The organism is Cohnella cellulosilytica, assembly GCF_042431195.1.
GTDB classification, from domain to species: Bacteria; Bacillota; Bacilli; order Paenibacillales; family Paenibacillaceae; genus Cohnella; species Cohnella cellulosilytica.
Map to the genome: position 1 here is coordinate 54,622 of NZ_JBHMDN010000019.1, position 15,963 is coordinate 70,584.

General features: G+C 58.4%; 14 protein-coding genes. All 14 read left to right on the plus strand.

The genetic code is table 11. The features are described from left to right. Positions 1-227 precede the first annotated feature (227 nt). The 14 genes from ACFFT4_RS15205 to ACFFT4_RS15270 all read left to right on the plus strand — a co-directional run bounded on the left by ACFFT4_RS15205 (position 228) and on the right by ACFFT4_RS15270 (position 15,888). Positions 228-542 (plus strand): hypothetical protein, encoded by a 315-nt coding sequence (locus tag ACFFT4_RS15205; protein WP_378048992.1) that lies wholly within the window; start codon positions 228-230, stop codon positions 540-542. Between the two features lie 29 nt (positions 543-571). Then, positions 572-853, plus strand: a complete 282-nt coding sequence (locus ACFFT4_RS15210) for a hypothetical protein (RefSeq protein ID WP_378048993.1) — start codon at positions 572-574, stop codon at positions 851-853. Positions 854-1,028: 175 nt separating this feature from the next. Further along, positions 1,029-3,542: a preprotein translocase subunit SecA gene (secA, locus tag ACFFT4_RS15215; RefSeq protein WP_378048995.1), complete on the plus strand. Its 2,514-nt coding sequence runs from the start codon at positions 1,029-1,031 to the stop codon at positions 3,540-3,542. Positions 3,543-3,644: 102 nt separating this feature from the next. Continuing rightward, positions 3,645-4,764, plus strand: a protein-coding gene (gene prfB, locus ACFFT4_RS15220) for a peptide chain release factor 2 (RefSeq protein WP_378048997.1) whose coding sequence is annotated in 2 segments (ribosomal slippage) — positions 3,645-3,722 and positions 3,724-4,764 — 1,119 coding nt in all. Because the reading frame shifts where the segments join, the coding sequence is not laid out codon by codon here. Between the two features lie 322 nt (positions 4,765-5,086). Further along, positions 5,087-5,974 carry a YitT family protein gene (locus tag ACFFT4_RS15225; protein ID WP_378048999.1) on the plus strand — a complete coding sequence of 296 codons (888 nt, stop codon included), beginning with the start codon at positions 5,087-5,089 and terminating at the stop codon, positions 5,972-5,974. Between the two features lie 227 nt (positions 5,975-6,201). Continuing rightward, positions 6,202-7,254 carry an N-acetyl-gamma-glutamyl-phosphate reductase gene (gene argC / locus ACFFT4_RS15230; protein ID WP_378049001.1) on the plus strand — a complete coding sequence of 351 codons (1,053 nt, stop codon included), beginning with the start codon at positions 6,202-6,204 and terminating at the stop codon, positions 7,252-7,254. A gap of 42 nt (positions 7,255-7,296) precedes the next feature. After that, on the plus strand, positions 7,297-8,526 hold the full coding sequence (gene argJ, locus ACFFT4_RS15235) for a bifunctional ornithine acetyltransferase/N-acetylglutamate synthase (RefSeq protein WP_378049003.1): 1,230 nt from the start codon (positions 7,297-7,299) through the stop codon (positions 8,524-8,526). Positions 8,527-8,539: 13 nt separating this feature from the next. Further along, positions 8,540-9,331 carry an acetylglutamate kinase gene (gene argB / locus ACFFT4_RS15240; RefSeq protein ID WP_378049005.1) on the plus strand — a complete coding sequence of 264 codons (792 nt, stop codon included), beginning with the start codon at positions 8,540-8,542 and terminating at the stop codon, positions 9,329-9,331. Positions 9,332-9,370: 39 nt separating this feature from the next. Next, positions 9,371-10,561 (plus strand): acetylornithine transaminase, encoded by a 1,191-nt coding sequence (argD, locus tag ACFFT4_RS15245; RefSeq protein WP_378049007.1) that lies wholly within the window; start codon positions 9,371-9,373, stop codon positions 10,559-10,561. An 84-nt stretch (positions 10,562-10,645) separates the two neighbouring features. Further along, complete coding sequence (gene argF / locus ACFFT4_RS15250) at positions 10,646-11,605, plus strand: ornithine carbamoyltransferase (protein ID WP_378049009.1); 960 nt, start codon at positions 10,646-10,648, stop codon at positions 11,603-11,605. A 111-nt stretch (positions 11,606-11,716) separates the two neighbouring features. Further along, the gene (locus tag ACFFT4_RS15255) at positions 11,717-12,955 is read left to right on the plus strand and encodes an argininosuccinate synthase (RefSeq protein WP_378049011.1); all 1,239 of its coding nucleotides are present in this window, start codon (positions 11,717-11,719) and stop codon (positions 12,953-12,955) included. An 813-nt stretch (positions 12,956-13,768) separates the two neighbouring features. After that, a complete protein-coding gene (gene argH, locus ACFFT4_RS15260) occupies positions 13,769-15,184 on the plus strand; it encodes an argininosuccinate lyase (protein ID WP_378049013.1) in 1,416 nt (471 codons plus the stop codon). A 146-nt stretch (positions 15,185-15,330) separates the two neighbouring features. Next, a complete protein-coding gene (locus ACFFT4_RS15265) occupies positions 15,331-15,588 on the plus strand; it encodes an RpnC/YadD family protein (RefSeq protein WP_378049015.1) in 258 nt (85 codons plus the stop codon). A gap of 69 nt (positions 15,589-15,657) precedes the next feature. Beyond that, the gene (locus ACFFT4_RS15270) at positions 15,658-15,888 is read left to right on the plus strand and encodes a hypothetical protein (protein ID WP_378049016.1); all 231 of its coding nucleotides are present in this window, start codon (positions 15,658-15,660) and stop codon (positions 15,886-15,888) included. Positions 15,889-15,963 lie beyond the last annotated feature (75 nt).

Here is a 15,963-nt window from a genome sequence, read left to right on the forward strand (position 1 = left end):
TTTGAACGCGGCGCCTGTCCATGTTATTCTATATCCATCAAACACACGGACGCGAAGCACGCGCCGCTCGACTTCTTCTATGGAGGTTGGGCGGCGTTTTGTTTTCACGACATAGGAGCCTCGTAAAGCTGGATTATTACTACTGCACTGTCTGACGATGTGGAGTATAATGAGGGGACAAGTTGCACGAGTCCGGGTGTCACTTCGAAGCAGGGGAGGAGAAGCGATTGGACGAAACTAAGGAAATGATGCTGGCAATCAAGCATAGCGTCGACATGCTGGCGGCCAAGTTCGAAGGGTTTCAGGCGGAGGTCAGGCAAGAATTTGCTATAGTGAAGTCTGAGGTAGCGTCACTTAAAACGGATGTGGCTGAGTTGAAAGCTGATGTAGCGGCGTTGAAGACGGATGTAGCGGCGTTGAAGAAAAATGTAGCCGTGCTGCAGAAAGGCCAGCTTCGCCAGGAACGAATCATGGAGAAGCTGTCCCTTCGGTCCGTGGAATATGAGACGATTGTTAGCGACCTTCAGCGGCTCCACAAGTAGTCCGGAAGAAATCGAGGGAGGCGATTGGAATGGACGGGACGAAAGAAATTTTGCTCGCTATTAAGCACAGCGTAGAAGTGATGGACGCCAAGATCACCAGAATGGAGCGCGACATAGGCGAACTGAAGACAGACGTAGCTGAACTAAAGACAGACGTATCCGAACTGAAATCAACCACAGCCCTGCTAAAGTCGGATTCGGATGAGCTGAAGCAAGGCCAGCTAAGACAGATGCGTCTGCTTGAAACACTGTGCCTTCGTTCGCTAGAGCAAGAAAACATCGTGCGGGATCTTCAACTGAATCAGCCCTAATTCATCTCTCCCTCCGCTGCCTGACCAGGCAGCATTTTTTATGCCCGGATGACTTCCATGTCCAGAGAATTTCCAGCTGCGCTTCCTTGCTCCAATACCCCCAAACTGATAAAATGTAAAGATATAGCTAGAGTACGCGTCATTTTTAGCCCGAGAGAGAGGGGTACATTCGATTATGATGGGACTTGTCAAAAAAATATTCGGAGATGCCAATGAACGTGAGGTGAAACGGCTTCTCAAGACCGTCGAGCGGATCAACGGCCTGGAGTCTTCCATTTCCTCGCTCGGCGACGAGCAGCTTCGCGCGAAGACGGACGAGTTCCGCGGACGCATCGCCAAAGGCGAGTCCTTGGACGATATCCTGCCCGAAGCGTTCGCCGTCGTGAGGGAAGCGTCCAAGCGCGTGCTTAACATGCGCCATTTCGACGTACAGCTCATCGGGGGCATGGTGCTCCACCACGGCAAAATCGCGGAGATGAGAACCGGCGAAGGTAAGACGCTCGTCGGTACGCTTGCGGTCTATTTGAACGCGCTGCAGGGCGAAGGCGTTCACGTTATTACAGTTAACGACTATCTGGCTCAGCGCGACAGCGCGCAGATGGGGCAGATTTATACTTTCCTGGGCATGACGGTCGGCTGCAACCTTCACGGGCTTTCCCATGAAGAGAAGCAGGCGGCTTACGCGTGCGACATTACTTACGGCACCAACAACGAATTCGGCTTCGACTACCTGCGCGACAACATGGTCCTGTACAAGGAGCAGATGGTTCAGCGCCCTCTTCATTACGCCATCATCGACGAGGTGGACTCCATCCTTATCGACGAAGCGCGTACTCCGCTTATTATTTCCGGACAAGCCCAGAAGTCGACCGAGCTTTACTACGCGGCCGACCGGCTGGTCAGCAAGCTGGCGGATACAGAGGACTTTACCGTCGACATCAAGCTGCGCACGATCGCGCTGACCGAGACCGGCGTAACAAAAGTCGAGAAAGCCTTTAACATCGACAACCTGTTCTCGCACGAGCACGTGACGTTGAACCACCACGTAAATCAGGCGCTGCGCGCCCGTTATATTATGAAGCGGGACGTCGACTACGTCGTTCAAGAAGACGAAGTCGTCATCGTCGACGAATTCACCGGCCGGCTGATGGCCGGTCGGCGTTATAGCGAAGGCCTCCATCAGGCGATCGAAGCGAAAGAGCAGCTCACCGTTCAGAACGAGAGCATGACGCTCGCGACGATTACGTTCCAGAACTACTTCCGGATGTATCGCAAGCTTGCCGGCATGACCGGTACGGCGAAGACCGAGGAAGAGGAGTTCAAGCGCATCTACGGCCTCGAGGTCGTTCAAGTGCCGACGAACCGCCCGATGGTCCGCAACGATATACCGGACGTCGTGTACAAGTCCGAGAACGGCAAGTACAAGTCGGTCGTCGAAGAGATTGTGAAGCGGCATGCGACGGGACAGCCGGTGCTCGTCGGCACCGTCTCGATCGAGAACTCCGAGCGTATCTCGGAGATGCTCAAGAAGAAGGGCGTTTCTCATCAGGTGCTTAACGCCAAGTACCACGCCGAGGAAGCGGCCATTATTTCCAACGCGGGGCAGTACGGCACGGTTACGATCGCGACGAACATGGCCGGACGCGGTACGGACATTTTGCTGGGAGACGGCGTCGCCGAGAAGGGCGGCCTGCACATCATCGGCACCGAGCGCCACGAATCCCGCCGGATCGATAACCAGCTGCGCGGCCGCGCCGGCCGTCAGGGCGACCCGGGCTCGTCGCAATTTTACCTGTCGATGCAGGACGAACTGATGAGAAGGTTTGGCGCCGACAACATTATGGGCATGATGGAGCGGCTCGGCTTCGACGAGGAATCTCCGATCGAGAGCAAGCTGATCACGCGCGCGATCGAATCGGCCCAGAAGCGGGTCGAGGGCAGCAACTTCGACACTCGCCGGATCGTTCTGCAATACGACGACGTTATCAACCTCCAGCGGGAGAAAATATACGGAGACCGCCGCGCGATTCTGAACTCGGACAACATCCGCGACATCGTCGCCGGCATGATCCGTTCCGTAATCGCCAAGTCGGTCGAAAGCCATTGCTCCGACAACGACGTTCCGGAGGAATGGGATTTGGACAGCCTGGTCGCCTACGCTCATTCGCATTACTTGCCGGAAGATCGCCTGACGAAGGAAGATCTGTGGGGCAAGGAAAAGGAAGAGATGATCGAGCTGATCACCGGCCTGGTCGACAAGCACTACGACGAGCGCGAAGAGACGATCGGCGTAGAGACGATGCGCGAATTCGAGAAGGTCGTCGTTCTGCGCGCCGTGGACAGCAAGTGGATGGACCACATCGATTCCATGGACCATCTGCGCCAAGGCATCCATCTTCGCGCATACGGCGGCAACGATCCGCTTAGGGAATACCAGTTCGAAGGCCACAACATGTTCCTGGCCATGATCGAGCGGATCGAAGAAGAAGTTGCGCTCTATATTACGAAGGCGCAGGTACAGGCCGCGCCCAAGCGCGAAGCGGTCGCCGAAGGCCAAGCCGTCGACACGAAGGCAGAAGCCGGGCCGAAGAAGCCGAAGATCCGCAGCGCCAACGCCGTCGGACGCAACGATCCGTGCCCTTGCGGCAGCGGCAAGAAATACAAAATGTGCCACGGCCGCATAGAATAAGAATAAGCCGCCTCAAGCCGTCGCCCTGAGCCGAAATTTCGGCGGCAGGGCGACGGCGCGGTCGGCTCCGCATTTCCAAGATTTCAACGAGGTGATACCGAGATGTTTGAATTAGACGTGTCCGTTAAGCAAGACCTTCGCGCCAACGCGAAGCGATTACAGCAACTTAGGGGGTCTCTTTGACTTAGATCTGAAGAAAGAACAGATCGAGAACTACGAAGTCAAGATGAGCGAACCGAATTTCTGGGACGACAACGAGAAGGCGCAAGACCTTATCGCAGAGATGAACGCGATCAAGTCGGTCGTCGATCAATACGAGAGCATGGCCGGCGAGTGCCGCGATCTCGAGGATATGCTTGAGATTCTCGAGGAAGAAGCCGACGAAGCGCTGAGCGCGGAATGGAGCGAGAGCGTAGAGAAGCTGGCGGCCAAGGTCGACGCCTTCGAGCTGCAGCTTCTGCTCAACCAGCCGTACGACAAGCTGGACGCGATTCTCGAGCTGCATCCCGGCGCGGGCGGAACCGAGTCGCAGGACTGGGCGCAGATGCTGTACCGCATGTACACGAGATGGGCGGAGAAGCGCGGCTTCAAGGTTGAACTGCTCGACTATCTTCCCGGCGACGAAGCGGGCATCAAGAGCGTGACGATCCAGATTCGCGGCCATAACGCCTACGGTTATCTGAAAGCGGAGAAAGGCGTGCACCGCCTCGTCCGCATCTCTCCGTTCGACGCTTCGGGCAGAAGGCACACCTCCTTCGTTTCCTGCGACGTTGTGCCGGAGATCAACGACGATATCGAGGTCGAGATTCGGCCCGACGATCTCCGCGTCGATACGTACCGCTCCAGCGGCGCGGGCGGACAGCACATTAACAAGACGGACTCGGCAATCCGGATTACCCACTTGCCGACCGGCATCGTCGTGGCCTGCCAGACGCAGCGCTCCCAGATCCAGAACCGGGAGAAGGCGATGCAGATGCTCCGGTCCAAGCTCTACGAGCTGAAAATCCAGGAGCAGCAGAAGGAGCTGGCCGAGGTCCGCGGCGAACAGATGGAGATCGCCTGGGGCAGCCAGATCCGCTCCTACGTGTTCCATCCGTACAGCATGGTCAAGGATCATCGCACGCAGGTGGAGACGGGCAACGTCGGCGCGGTCATGGACGGCGATCTCGATCCTTTCATAGACGGTTACCTGCGCAGCCAGATCAAGCAGGACGTGCAATAACCAGCTCACCAGCCCTGTGGGGCTGCCCCATAAGCCGACCAAGCTGCTCCAGAAGATAACCGATGATAAGGTCCAAGGGGTATGTACCTCCTTCCGATGCTATACGCTTCTGAAATTTGAACGGGTAAACCCGTGACAAGGTGATTTCAGGAGCGTATGAGGCATTCTCCAGGAGATACATACCCCTCGCTTGTCTCTCGGCCATCTTAAGCAGCTCATCTTACAGGGCAGCTCCTTTTTCATGAAAAAAAAACTTCATAGGAGCGGCCGTTCGGTACATAATGAACTTGAGCGTCGAATAATCGCGAGATGAGGTTCGATCATGTCCACTCCCTCTTATCCGAGCAAAAGAAAAGGCCGCCGATTTTCCAAGAACGCCAGAACGGTGTTCAGCTATGCGGCCATGCTGGTCGGAGCGTTCTTCATCGCGGCCAGCTTTAATCTGTTCCTGCTGCCCAACCGCATCGCTTCCGGCGGCGTGTCGGGAATATCGATCATTCTGAACACGCTGGCGGGCATCCCTCCGGCGTATTCGCAATGGGCGCTGAACGTTCCGCTGTTCATTGCGGGCGTGCTTGTCCTCGGCAAGCCGTTCGGCTTGAAAACGGTCGTAGGCTCCATCGTTCTTCCTTTATTTGTTCTGTTGACCTCGCACTGGGCTCCGCCCACGCACGATCCGCTGCTGTCCGCCATCTATGGAGGGCTGGGCGTCGGCATCGGGCTGGGACTCGTGTTCCGCGGCCGGGGCTCCACCGGAGGGCTGGACGTGGCGGCGCAAATTCTCCATCGGGTGCTGGGCATCCGGCTGGGGCTTGCGATTGCGGCGCTGGACGGCCTCGTCATTTTATCCGCAGGATTATTCATCTCGCTCGAGAATGCGCTCTATGCGCTGATCGGCCTGTTCACGACAAGCAAGACCATCGACATTATCCAATCCGGCCTGCAAACATCCAAAGCCGCCTACATAATCTCCCGGGACCCGAAGCGCGTATCGGCGGCGATTTTGCATGAGCTCGACCGCGGATTGACGCTGCTGCAAGGCACCGGGGGCTATACGGGCGACGAGCGTCCGGTGCTGCTGACCGTCGTCGGACAGAGCGAAGTCGTGAGGCTTAAGCTGCTCGTGCGCGACGCGGACCCCGACGCTTTCGTCATCATCACCAACGCGGCGGAAGTGCTGGGAGAAGGGTTCCGGGACGATCGAATGTGACTATTGCATAAATAATACTTTGGATGTATAATAATACACAAATACATCGGACGAACGACGGCTTAAGCCGTTCACGAATCGTGGAACATGTCTTTCATTCCCTAACATAATCCGTTACAATTGAGAATGTTTACGCGCGATGCTGCGGCATCGGCAACCGAAGTCCTGATAACGGCGCAAGCCGTTTCTTGGCGATTCATCCTTTTCTGAGCATGGGGGAGTCTATTATGAATGCGAAGTCCATCCGCGCGGCCATCGTCGGGTCTACCGGCTACGGCGGCGTCGAGCTCATTCGTTTATTGCAATCTCATCCTTACGTCACCGTAACGTCGGTCATTTCCTCTTCGAGCGCGGGCGCTCCGATCGCCGAAGGTTTTCCGCATTTGACGGAAATTCGCACCGATCTGCTCGACGGTCTCGACGTCGAACTGATTCGCGGCAAAGCGGATGTCGTATTTCTGGCTACGCCGCACGGCGTCAGCATGAAGCTGGCTCCTCAGTTCCTCGACGCGGGGTTAAAAGTGATCGACCTCTCCGGAGACTTCCGGCTCAAGTCGGGCGAAGTGTACCAACAATGGTACAAGCACGAGCCGGCCGATCCGGCGCTTGTCGAGCGGGCGGTATACGGTCTGTCCGAGGTGTACGGCGATCTGGTGAAACAGACCGATTTTGTCTCCAATCCTGGCTGCTTCACGACGACGTCGCTGCTCGGCCTCTATCCGGCGGTGAAAGCCGGCTGGATCGATCCGAACAGCATCATCATCGACGCGAAATCCGGCGTATCCGGCGCGGGACGCGGCCTGAACTTAAGCGCTCATTATTCGGAAATCAACGAAAATTTCAAAGCCTATAAAATCAACCGGCACCAGCATACGCCCGAGATCGAGCAGGTGCTGTCCGAGGCCGCAGGACGTCCCGTCGTTACGACGTTCACCACGCATCTCGTGCCGATGACCCGCGGCATTATGGCGACGATGTACGCCACGCTGACGGAGAAGCGGTCCGACGCTGAGCTCGTCGAGCTGTACCGGCAATTTTACGAGGGACGCAAGTTCGTCCGCGTTCGTCCTGCCGGACACTGGCCGGCGACGAAGGAAGTGTACGGCACGAACTATTGCGACATCGGCTTCTCGGTCGACGAGAGGACGGGGCGCCTCACGATCGTTTCCGTCACCGACAACCTGGTCAAGGGCGCGGCCGGTCAGGCGATCCAGAACTTGAACCTGCTGATGGACTGGGACGAGACGCTCGGACTTCAGTTCACGCCGGTATATCCCTAATAGATGCACGATTTTACGGACGAGAGGAACGGACCGAATATTATGGGAAAACAAAGCTATACGATCGTGGAAGACGGAGGCGTTACGACTCCGAGAGGCTTTAAGGCCGGCGGGCTGCACTGCGGTTTGAAAAAAACCGAGCGCCACGATCTGGGAGTCATCGTCTGCGAGGTTCCGGCTTCGGCCGCGGCGGTGTATACGACGAATTTGTTTCAGGCGGCTCCGCTGCTGGTGACGCGGGAAGCGCTGGCCAACGGCGGCGCGCTGCGCGCGGTGGTCGTGAACAGCGGCAACGCCAACGCCTGCACGGGAGCGCAGGGAGAAGCGGACGCGCGGACGATGCAGGCGAACGCGGCGGAAGCGCTCGGCGTGAGCAAGGATCAGGTGGCTGTGGCGTCTACGGGCGTAATCGGCGAGCTGCTGAAGATGGACCGTGTGAACGCGGGCATCGAGAAGCTTCCGGGGCGGCTGCGAAGCGACGAGCAGGGCTCCGACGACTTCTGCCAGGCGATTCTGACGACCGACCTCGTGAAAAAAACGAGCTGCGTGACGCTGACGGTCGGCGGCAAGCAAGTAACGATCGCGGGCGCGGCCAAAGGCTCGGGCATGATTCACCCGAACATGGCCACGATGCTCGGCTTCGTGACGACGGACGCCAAAATCGGCTCGCCGCTTCTTCAAGAAGTGCTGCGCGAAGTGACGAACGTGAGCTTTAATATGATTACGGTCGACGGCGATACGAGCACGAACGACATGCTCGTCGCCATGGCCAGCGGCCTTGCGGACAACAGCGAGCTGACGCGCGGTCATCCGGACTTCGCGGCGTTCGTCGACGGGCTGCGACACGTCTGCACCGAGCTGGCCAAAGCGATCGCCCGCGACGGTGAAGGCGCGACGAAGCTGATCGAGACGACGGTCGTCGGCGCGGACGACGACGAAGCGGCGCAGGCGATCGCCAAGACGATTATCGGCTCCAGCCTGGTGAAGTCGGCCGTATACGGCGCCGACGCCAACTGGGGACGCATCATTGCCGCCGTCGGCCGCGCCGGAGTGCCGGTGAACGTGGATACGGTCGACATTCGGCTGGGCGACATCGTCGTACTGGAGCAGTCCCGTCCGGTTGTTTTCGACGAAGAGATAGCATTGGAATACTTAAAAGGCGATACCGTCGGTATCCACGTGGACCTCAACATGGGAAGCGGAAAAGCGACGGCATGGGGCTGCGATCTGACGTACGATTACGTGCGCATCAACGCCGCGTATCGGACGTAAGGAGAGCGGGCGCATGGGCAAACGGCGATTTGTGATGAAGTGCGGCGGCAGCACGCTTGCGGCGCTTCCGGATGTGTTTTTCGAGGATTTGCGCAGCCTGCAGGAGAACGGCGTCGAGCCGGTTATCGTGCATGGAGGCGGTCCCGCCATTAACGAGACGCTCGGCAAGCTGGGCATCGAGAGCCGGTTCGTGAACGGACTTCGCGTCACCGACGAAGCGACGCTTGACGTCGTCGAGATGGTGCTGGCGGGACGCATCAACAAGGAGATCGTGCGCAAGCTGCAGCAGAACGGGGCGAAGTCGCTGGGCCTCTCCGGCACGGACGGCAGGCTGATCATCGCCAGGCCGGTCGCCAACGCGGACGAGATCGGCCACGTCGGCGAAGTCGTCGGCGTGAATGCGGCGCTGGTCGAAGGCGTTATCGGGCTCGGCTATTTGCCCGTCATCGCGCCGATCGGCATCGACGAAGCGGGTCAGCGCTACAACATTAACGCGGATACGGCGGCGGGCGCGGTCGCATCCTCGCTCGGCGTCGAGACGATGATCGTCGTGACCGACGTTCCGGGCATTATGCGCACGGTGAACGGGGAGAAGCGGGTGCTGCCGGTTGTCACTTTCGCGGACATCGAAGAGATGATCGCCAGCGAAGAAATCTACGGCGGCATGATTCCGAAGGTCAGGGCGGCCATGAGCTGTCTGCACGGCAACGTCAAGGAAGTGCGGATCGTGGACGGCGCGGCGGAGCGGGGGCTCAGCCGGGCGCTCGCGGAGGGCGACATCGGAACCCGGATCGTAAGAGCGTAAGGGCTTAAGGCCACACGGGGGAAAAAGGAGCGAATCGGTATGAGTGACAGCGCGTTATTTTCGACTTATGCGAGGTATCCCATTACTTTGGTGAAGGGGAAGGGCAGCCGCCTGTGGGACGATCAAGGCAAGGAGTACCTTGATTTCATGAGCGGGCTTGCGGTAACGAACCTCGGTCATGTTCCGGACGCGGTCAAGAACGCGTTGATCGGCCAGCTCGACCAGCTCTGGCATGTCTCCAACCTGTTCCATATCCCGGGACAGGAGAAAGCGGCCAAGCTGCTCGTGGACAACAGCTGCGCCGATGCGGTGTTTTTCTGCAACAGCGGCGCCGAGGCGAACGAGGCGGCGATCAAGCTCGCCCGCCGTTATCATCAGAAGCTGAAGGGCAGCGACCGCTACGAGATCATTACCTTCACGCAATCATTCCACGGACGCACGCTGGCCACGCTGACCGCGACCGGCCAAGACAAGGTGAAGGAAGGCTTCCTTCCTCTGCCGGAAGGCTTCGTTCACGTGCCTCTTCATGATCTGCCGGCGCTGGAAGCGGCCGTTAACGACAAGACGGCTGCGGTAATGATTGAAGTTGTCCAGGCCGAGGGCGGCGTTATCCCCGTCGATCAGGACTTTCTGAGGGAGGTTCGCGCGCTGTGCGACCGTCACGGTCTGCTGCTGATCATCGATGAAGTGCAGACGGGCATGGGGCGTACCGGCAAGCTGTTCGCTTATCAGCACTACGACGTCGAGCCGGATATTTTCACTTTGGCCAAGGGCATCGGCAGCGGCTTCCCGGTCGGCGCCATGCTGGCCAAGGCGCACGTGAAGCCGGCGTTCGTGCCGGGCGCGCACGCCACAACGTTCGGCGGGACGCCGATCGCGATGGCGGTCGTCGCGGCTACGCTTGAGACGATGCTGAAGGATAAGGTCGCCGACAAGGCCGCCGAGGCTTCCGACTATTTGATCGGCCAGCTGGAAGAGAAGCTGGCGGGCCTGCCGAACGTCGATCAGGTGCGCGGCAAAGGGCTGCTGATCGGCATTTTGTGCCACGCTCCCGCAGGCGACGCGATCGCCGAGCTGCACAAGCGCGGATTGCTCGTCGTGCCGGCCGGTCCGAACGTCATCCGGCTGCTGCCGAACCTGCTCGTCACCCACGAAGAAATCGACCAAGCGGTCGGATTGATCGCAGCGGTGCTCGCCGAACAAGCGGCGGCGAAGACGGCCAATTCGTAATCCTGTTTTATAGAACGCATAGCGTAATTCCGTTGAGCTGCGGCATCGGCCGCGGCTTCGCAAATAGAGAAGGAGGGTTTGCCCTTGACTACGGCAGCGAACCTGGAGCAAATTGCAGCACAGCTGAAAGGCCGCGATTTCCTCGGCCTGGTGGACTACTCGCCGGAGGAAATCCGGTATCTGCTCGATCTGGCGATCGAGATCAAACGCAAGCATAAAGCCGGAGAAGCGTACCAGCCCCTGAAAGGCAAATCTCTCGGCATGATTTTCGAGAAATCGTCCACTCGTACGCGCGTTTCCTTCGAGGTGGGCATGTACCAGCTTGGCGGCCAGGCGTTGTTCCTGAGCCGCAACGATATTCAGATGGGACGCGGCGAGACGATTCTCGACACGGCCCAGGTCATGTCCCGCTATTTGGACGGGATGATCCTGCGGACGTTCGGTCACCGCAATGTCGTGGAACTGGCTCGCGGAGCCACGATTCCCGTCATTAACGCGCTGTCGGACCAATCCCACCCTTGCCAGGCGCTGGCCGATTACCAGACGGCCCTGGAGCATAAGGGCAAGCTGGAAGGCTTGAAGGTCGCTTATATCGGCGACGGCAACAACGTGCTTCACTCGCTGATGATGGGCGCGGCCAAGCTCGGCATGCACTTCTCCAGCGCTTCCCCGGAGGGCTACGATCCGTCCGAGAGGTCCGTCAAGTCTTCGAACGAGGCGGCGGCGGAAACCGGAGGCAGCGTGCGCATTGTGCGCGATCCCCGCGAAGCGATCGAAGGCGCGGACATCGTCTACACCGACGTATGGGCGAGCATGGGCTTCGAGGAAGAGCAGAAGGAGCGTGAGAGGGCGTTCGCGAACTATCAGGTGAACGAGGAGCTCGTAAAATACGCGAAGCCGGATTATCTGTTCATGCACTGCCTGCCGGCGCACCGCGGCGAGGAAGTGTCGGAGGGCGTCATCGACGGCCCGAACTCCGTTATTTTCGACGAAGCCGAGAATCGTCTGCACGCGCAGAAAGCGGTCATGGCCGCTATTATGTAAGAGACAGAATCCGGACGGCACATAGTCTCCGTCTGATTCCGTCGTACCGAACGACAGCTGCATTCCATCGTTGCACTTCTACACTCAAGTTCAAAGGAGCTTCCAATACCTATGGCAAAAAACAAAATCGTGCTGGCCTACTCCGGCGGGCTGGACACCTCGGTCATCCTGACGTGGCTGAAGGAAACGTACGACGCCGAGATCATCACCTTCACCGCCGACATCGGCCAGAAGGACGAACTGGACGGCCTCGAAGAGAAGGCGCTCAAGACCGGCGCGTCCAAAGTGTACATCGACGATCTTCGCGCGGAATTCGCCAAGGACTTCATTTTCCCGATGTTCCAGGCGGGCGCCCTCTACGAGGGGCAGTACCTGCTCGGCACGAGCATCGCGCGTCCGTTAATCGCCAAGCGCATGGTCGATATCGCCCTGGCCGAAGGCGCAACCGCGATCGCGCACGGCGCTACGGGCAAAGGCAACGACCAGGTTCGTTTCGAGCTGACGGCTGCCGCCCTGGCTCCTAACATCCAGGTTATCGCGCCTTGGCGCGACGAGGCGTTCCGCGCCGCGTTCCCAGGCCGGGCCGAGATGATCGCCTACGCCGAGAAGCACGGCATTCCGGTTCAGGCTTCGGCCGCCAAGCCGTACTCGACGGACCGCAACCTGCTGCACATCAGCTTCGAGAGCGGCATGCTCGAGGACCCCTGGTTCGATCCGAGCGCGCCGGAAGTCGAAGACATGTACGTGCTCAGCGTTTCCCCGGAGAGAGCTCCGGACGAGGCGGAGTACATCGAGCTCGACTTCGAAGCGGGCAACTGCGTCGCCATTAACGGCGAACGTCTCGATGCGCTCGCGGTTATGGAGAAGCTGAACGAGCTCGGCGGCAAGCACGGCATCGGCCGCGTCGACATGGTGGAGAACCGCTTCGTCGGCATGAAGAGCCGCGGCGTGTACGAAACCCCGGGCGGCAGCATCCTGTTCGCGGCTCATCGCAAAATCGAGTCCCTGACCATGGATCGCGACGTTATGCATCTGCGCGATTCCTTGATCTCCAAATACAGCACTCTCGTGTACAACGGCTTCTGGTTCGCGCCGGAGCGCCTGGCGATCCAAGCGCTCGTGAACGAGAGCCAGAAGAACGTGACGGGCACCGTCCGTCTCAAGCTGTACAAGGGCAACATCATCGCCGCCGGACTCAAGAGCCCGGTCAGCCTCTACAATCCGAACATCGCGACAATGGAGGCCGATCCTACGCAAGCGTACGATCAAGGCGACGCTACCGGCTTTATCCGCCTGAACGCTCTGCGCCTGAAGGTATCTTCGGGCGTCACCGGAGCTTCCGGCATTTAATCGATAAAGTGCAAAAGGGAGAACCGCGCCCGAAGCCTGCCGAACCATCCCCCGCGTGCCGGGGCTATGACGGGAGGCACCTTCGCCGCGCGGCGCTCCCCTTTTGCCGTTTAACGGCGGGTGGCGCGGAAGGGCGGGGCGTGCGTCTCGCTAAGGGTCTAACAGACCGTTAAGGTTCCCGAGATACGGGAGTGTGTCGATTTAACGGTCTGCCAGACCGTTACGCTGCCTGAAATGTGGAGATACGTCGATTTAACGGTCCGTCAGACCGTTACGCTGCCCCAAACGTGGGAATGCGTCGATTTAACGGTCCGTCAGACCGTTACGCTGCCTGAAACGTGGGGATACGTCGATTTAACGGTCCATCAGACTGTTACGATGCCCCAAACGTGGGAATATGTCGACTTAACGGTCTAACAGACCGTTACGATGCTCGAAACGTGGGGATACGTCGATTTAACGGTCTGCCAGACTGTTACAGTGTCCAAAACGTGGGATGCGTCGATTTAACGGTCCATCAGACCGTTACGGTGCCTTGAAACGTGGGATGCGTCGATTTAACGGTCCATCAGACCGTTACGGTGCCTGAAACGTGGGAATGTGTCGACTTAACGGTCTACCAGACCGTTACGGTGCTCGAAACACAGGGGTGTTTCAATTTAACGGTCCGCCAGACCGTTACGGTGCCTGAAACGTGGGGATACGTCGATTTAACGGTCTGCCAGACTGCAACGTGTCCCGCATGTACCGGATAGGATGCCGAGGGAACGGATGAGGTTACTCGATTGAGCATAAGAGAGGGGTATTCGGATCATGAGCAAGCTGTGGGGGGGCCGTTTCACGAAGCAAACGGACCAACTGGTGGAAGAATATACGGCGTCGATCACGTTCGATAAGGAGCTGGCCGAGGAGGATATCCAGGGCAGCCTGGCGCACGTGACGATGCTTGGCAAGTGCGGCATTCTCCCGGCGGAGGATGTGGAGACGATCAAGGCGGGCCTGCTGAAGGTGCGCGAGAAAATCCGCAGCGGCGAGCAGCAGTTCCTGATCGCCGACGAGGATATTCATATGAACATCGAGAAAGCGCTGATCGAGGAGATCGGCCCGGTCGGCGGCAAGCTGCATACCGGACGCAGCCGCAACGACCAGGTGGCGACGGACATGCACCTGTACCTTCGCAAGCGCGTCGTCGAGTTCGTCGAGATGCTCCGCAAGCTTCAGACGGCGCTGATCGGACAAGCCCGGCAGAACCTGGACACGATCGTGCCGGGCTACACGCATCTGCAGCGGGCGCAGCCGATCCTGTTCGCGCATCATCTGATGGCGTACGTGTCGATGTTCGGCCGGGACATTGAGCGCTTGCAGGACAGCTACAAGCGTATCGACGCGCTGCCGCTTGGCGCGGGCGCGCTGGCCGGCACGACGTTCGCGATCGACCGTCATTTTACGGCGGAGCAGCTTAACTTCGGGCGCGTCTACGAGAACAGCCTCGACGCCGTCAGCGACCGCGACTTCATTGTCGAGTTTCTCGCCGGCGCCTCGCTCATCATGACACACTTGTCGCGCCTGAGCGAGGAGCTGATTCTCTGGTCGAGCACCGAGTTCCAGTTCGTCGAGCTCGACGACGCCTTCTGCACCGGCTCCAGCATCATGCCGCAGAAGAAAAACCCCGACGTGCCCGAGCTCGTCCGCGGCAAAACCGGCCGCGTCTACGGCAATCTCGTCGGCCTGCTGACCGTGCTGAAGTCGCTGCCGCTCGCCTACAACAAGGACATGCAAGAAGACAAGGAAGGCATGTTCGATACGGTCAAAACGCTGCAAGGAGCGCTCCAGCTGTTCGCCTCGATGATCGAGACGATGAAGGTGCGCAAGGACAAGATGCGCCGCGCCGTCGATCAGGACTTCTCCAACGCGACGGACATCGCCGATTTTCTGGTCGGCAAAGGGCTGCCTTTCCGCCAAGCGCATGAGGTTATCGGCAAGACGGTGCTGTACTGCATCCAGCAGAACAAGTTCCTGCTCGATCTTACACTGGACGAGTTCAAGCAGTTCTCCGATTTGTTCGACGACCGGATCTACGCCGTTCTGCAGCCGGAAGCGGTCGTTAACGCTCGCAACGTCTATGGCGGCACGGCGACTCCGCAGGTGGAAGCCGCCATCGCGCGCGCCGAAGCGGAGCTGTCTCGTACGACGCAATGGGTGGAAGAGTACGAACAGAAAAGCCAATAGAAATAAACCTGTTCATGAGCCGAGATATCAGGTAAGATAAAGCCAATATCATAAATTCGGTCGTGAAGCACATGCCGCTTGCTCCCTTATTGGGGAGTGGGCGGCGTTTTGTTTTAAACGACCGTCGAAGAAGGCGAGGAATGCGAATGAACGATAAAAAAGCCAAACCTCACGACGAAGCGTTCAAGAAGCTGCTGCAGGCGTTTTTTGCGGAGTTTATCGAGCTCTTTTTCCCGGAGCTCAGCTCTTCGCTGGATCATCGTCATACTCGATTATTGATGCAGGAACTGCTTGTCGATGTCGTAGGCGAAGAAGCCAAAACCTTGGACCTGCTGCTGGAAACCCGTTATAAAGCGCTCGACGCTTATATTCTTGTGCATATGGAGCCACAGTCGTATCATTAAAAGGACTTCCGCGAACGGATGTTCGTCTACTTCAGCCGTTTGTTCGAGAGGCATCGCAAGGAGCATCGGATGATTATCCCAATTGCCATTTTTACTTCGGGGCAAGGACCGGAGGAGCCGGATACGTTTGTAATGGCAATGCCTGATCATGAGATCGTCCGCTTCAAGTTTCTGAAAGTCGAACTGAGAGCTATGGATTGGAGGCGGTTTATCGCCTCGGATAATCCTGTGGCTGCTGCGCTCTTAGCTAAGATGGCGTACAATGAGAAGGAGGTGCGAACTGTTCCCACCACAACCTGACCAGAAATGGACAATAAAAAGTGGGCGATTGCGAAAGCAATCGAACTTTGTATCGGAATAGACAGGGGAAGTACC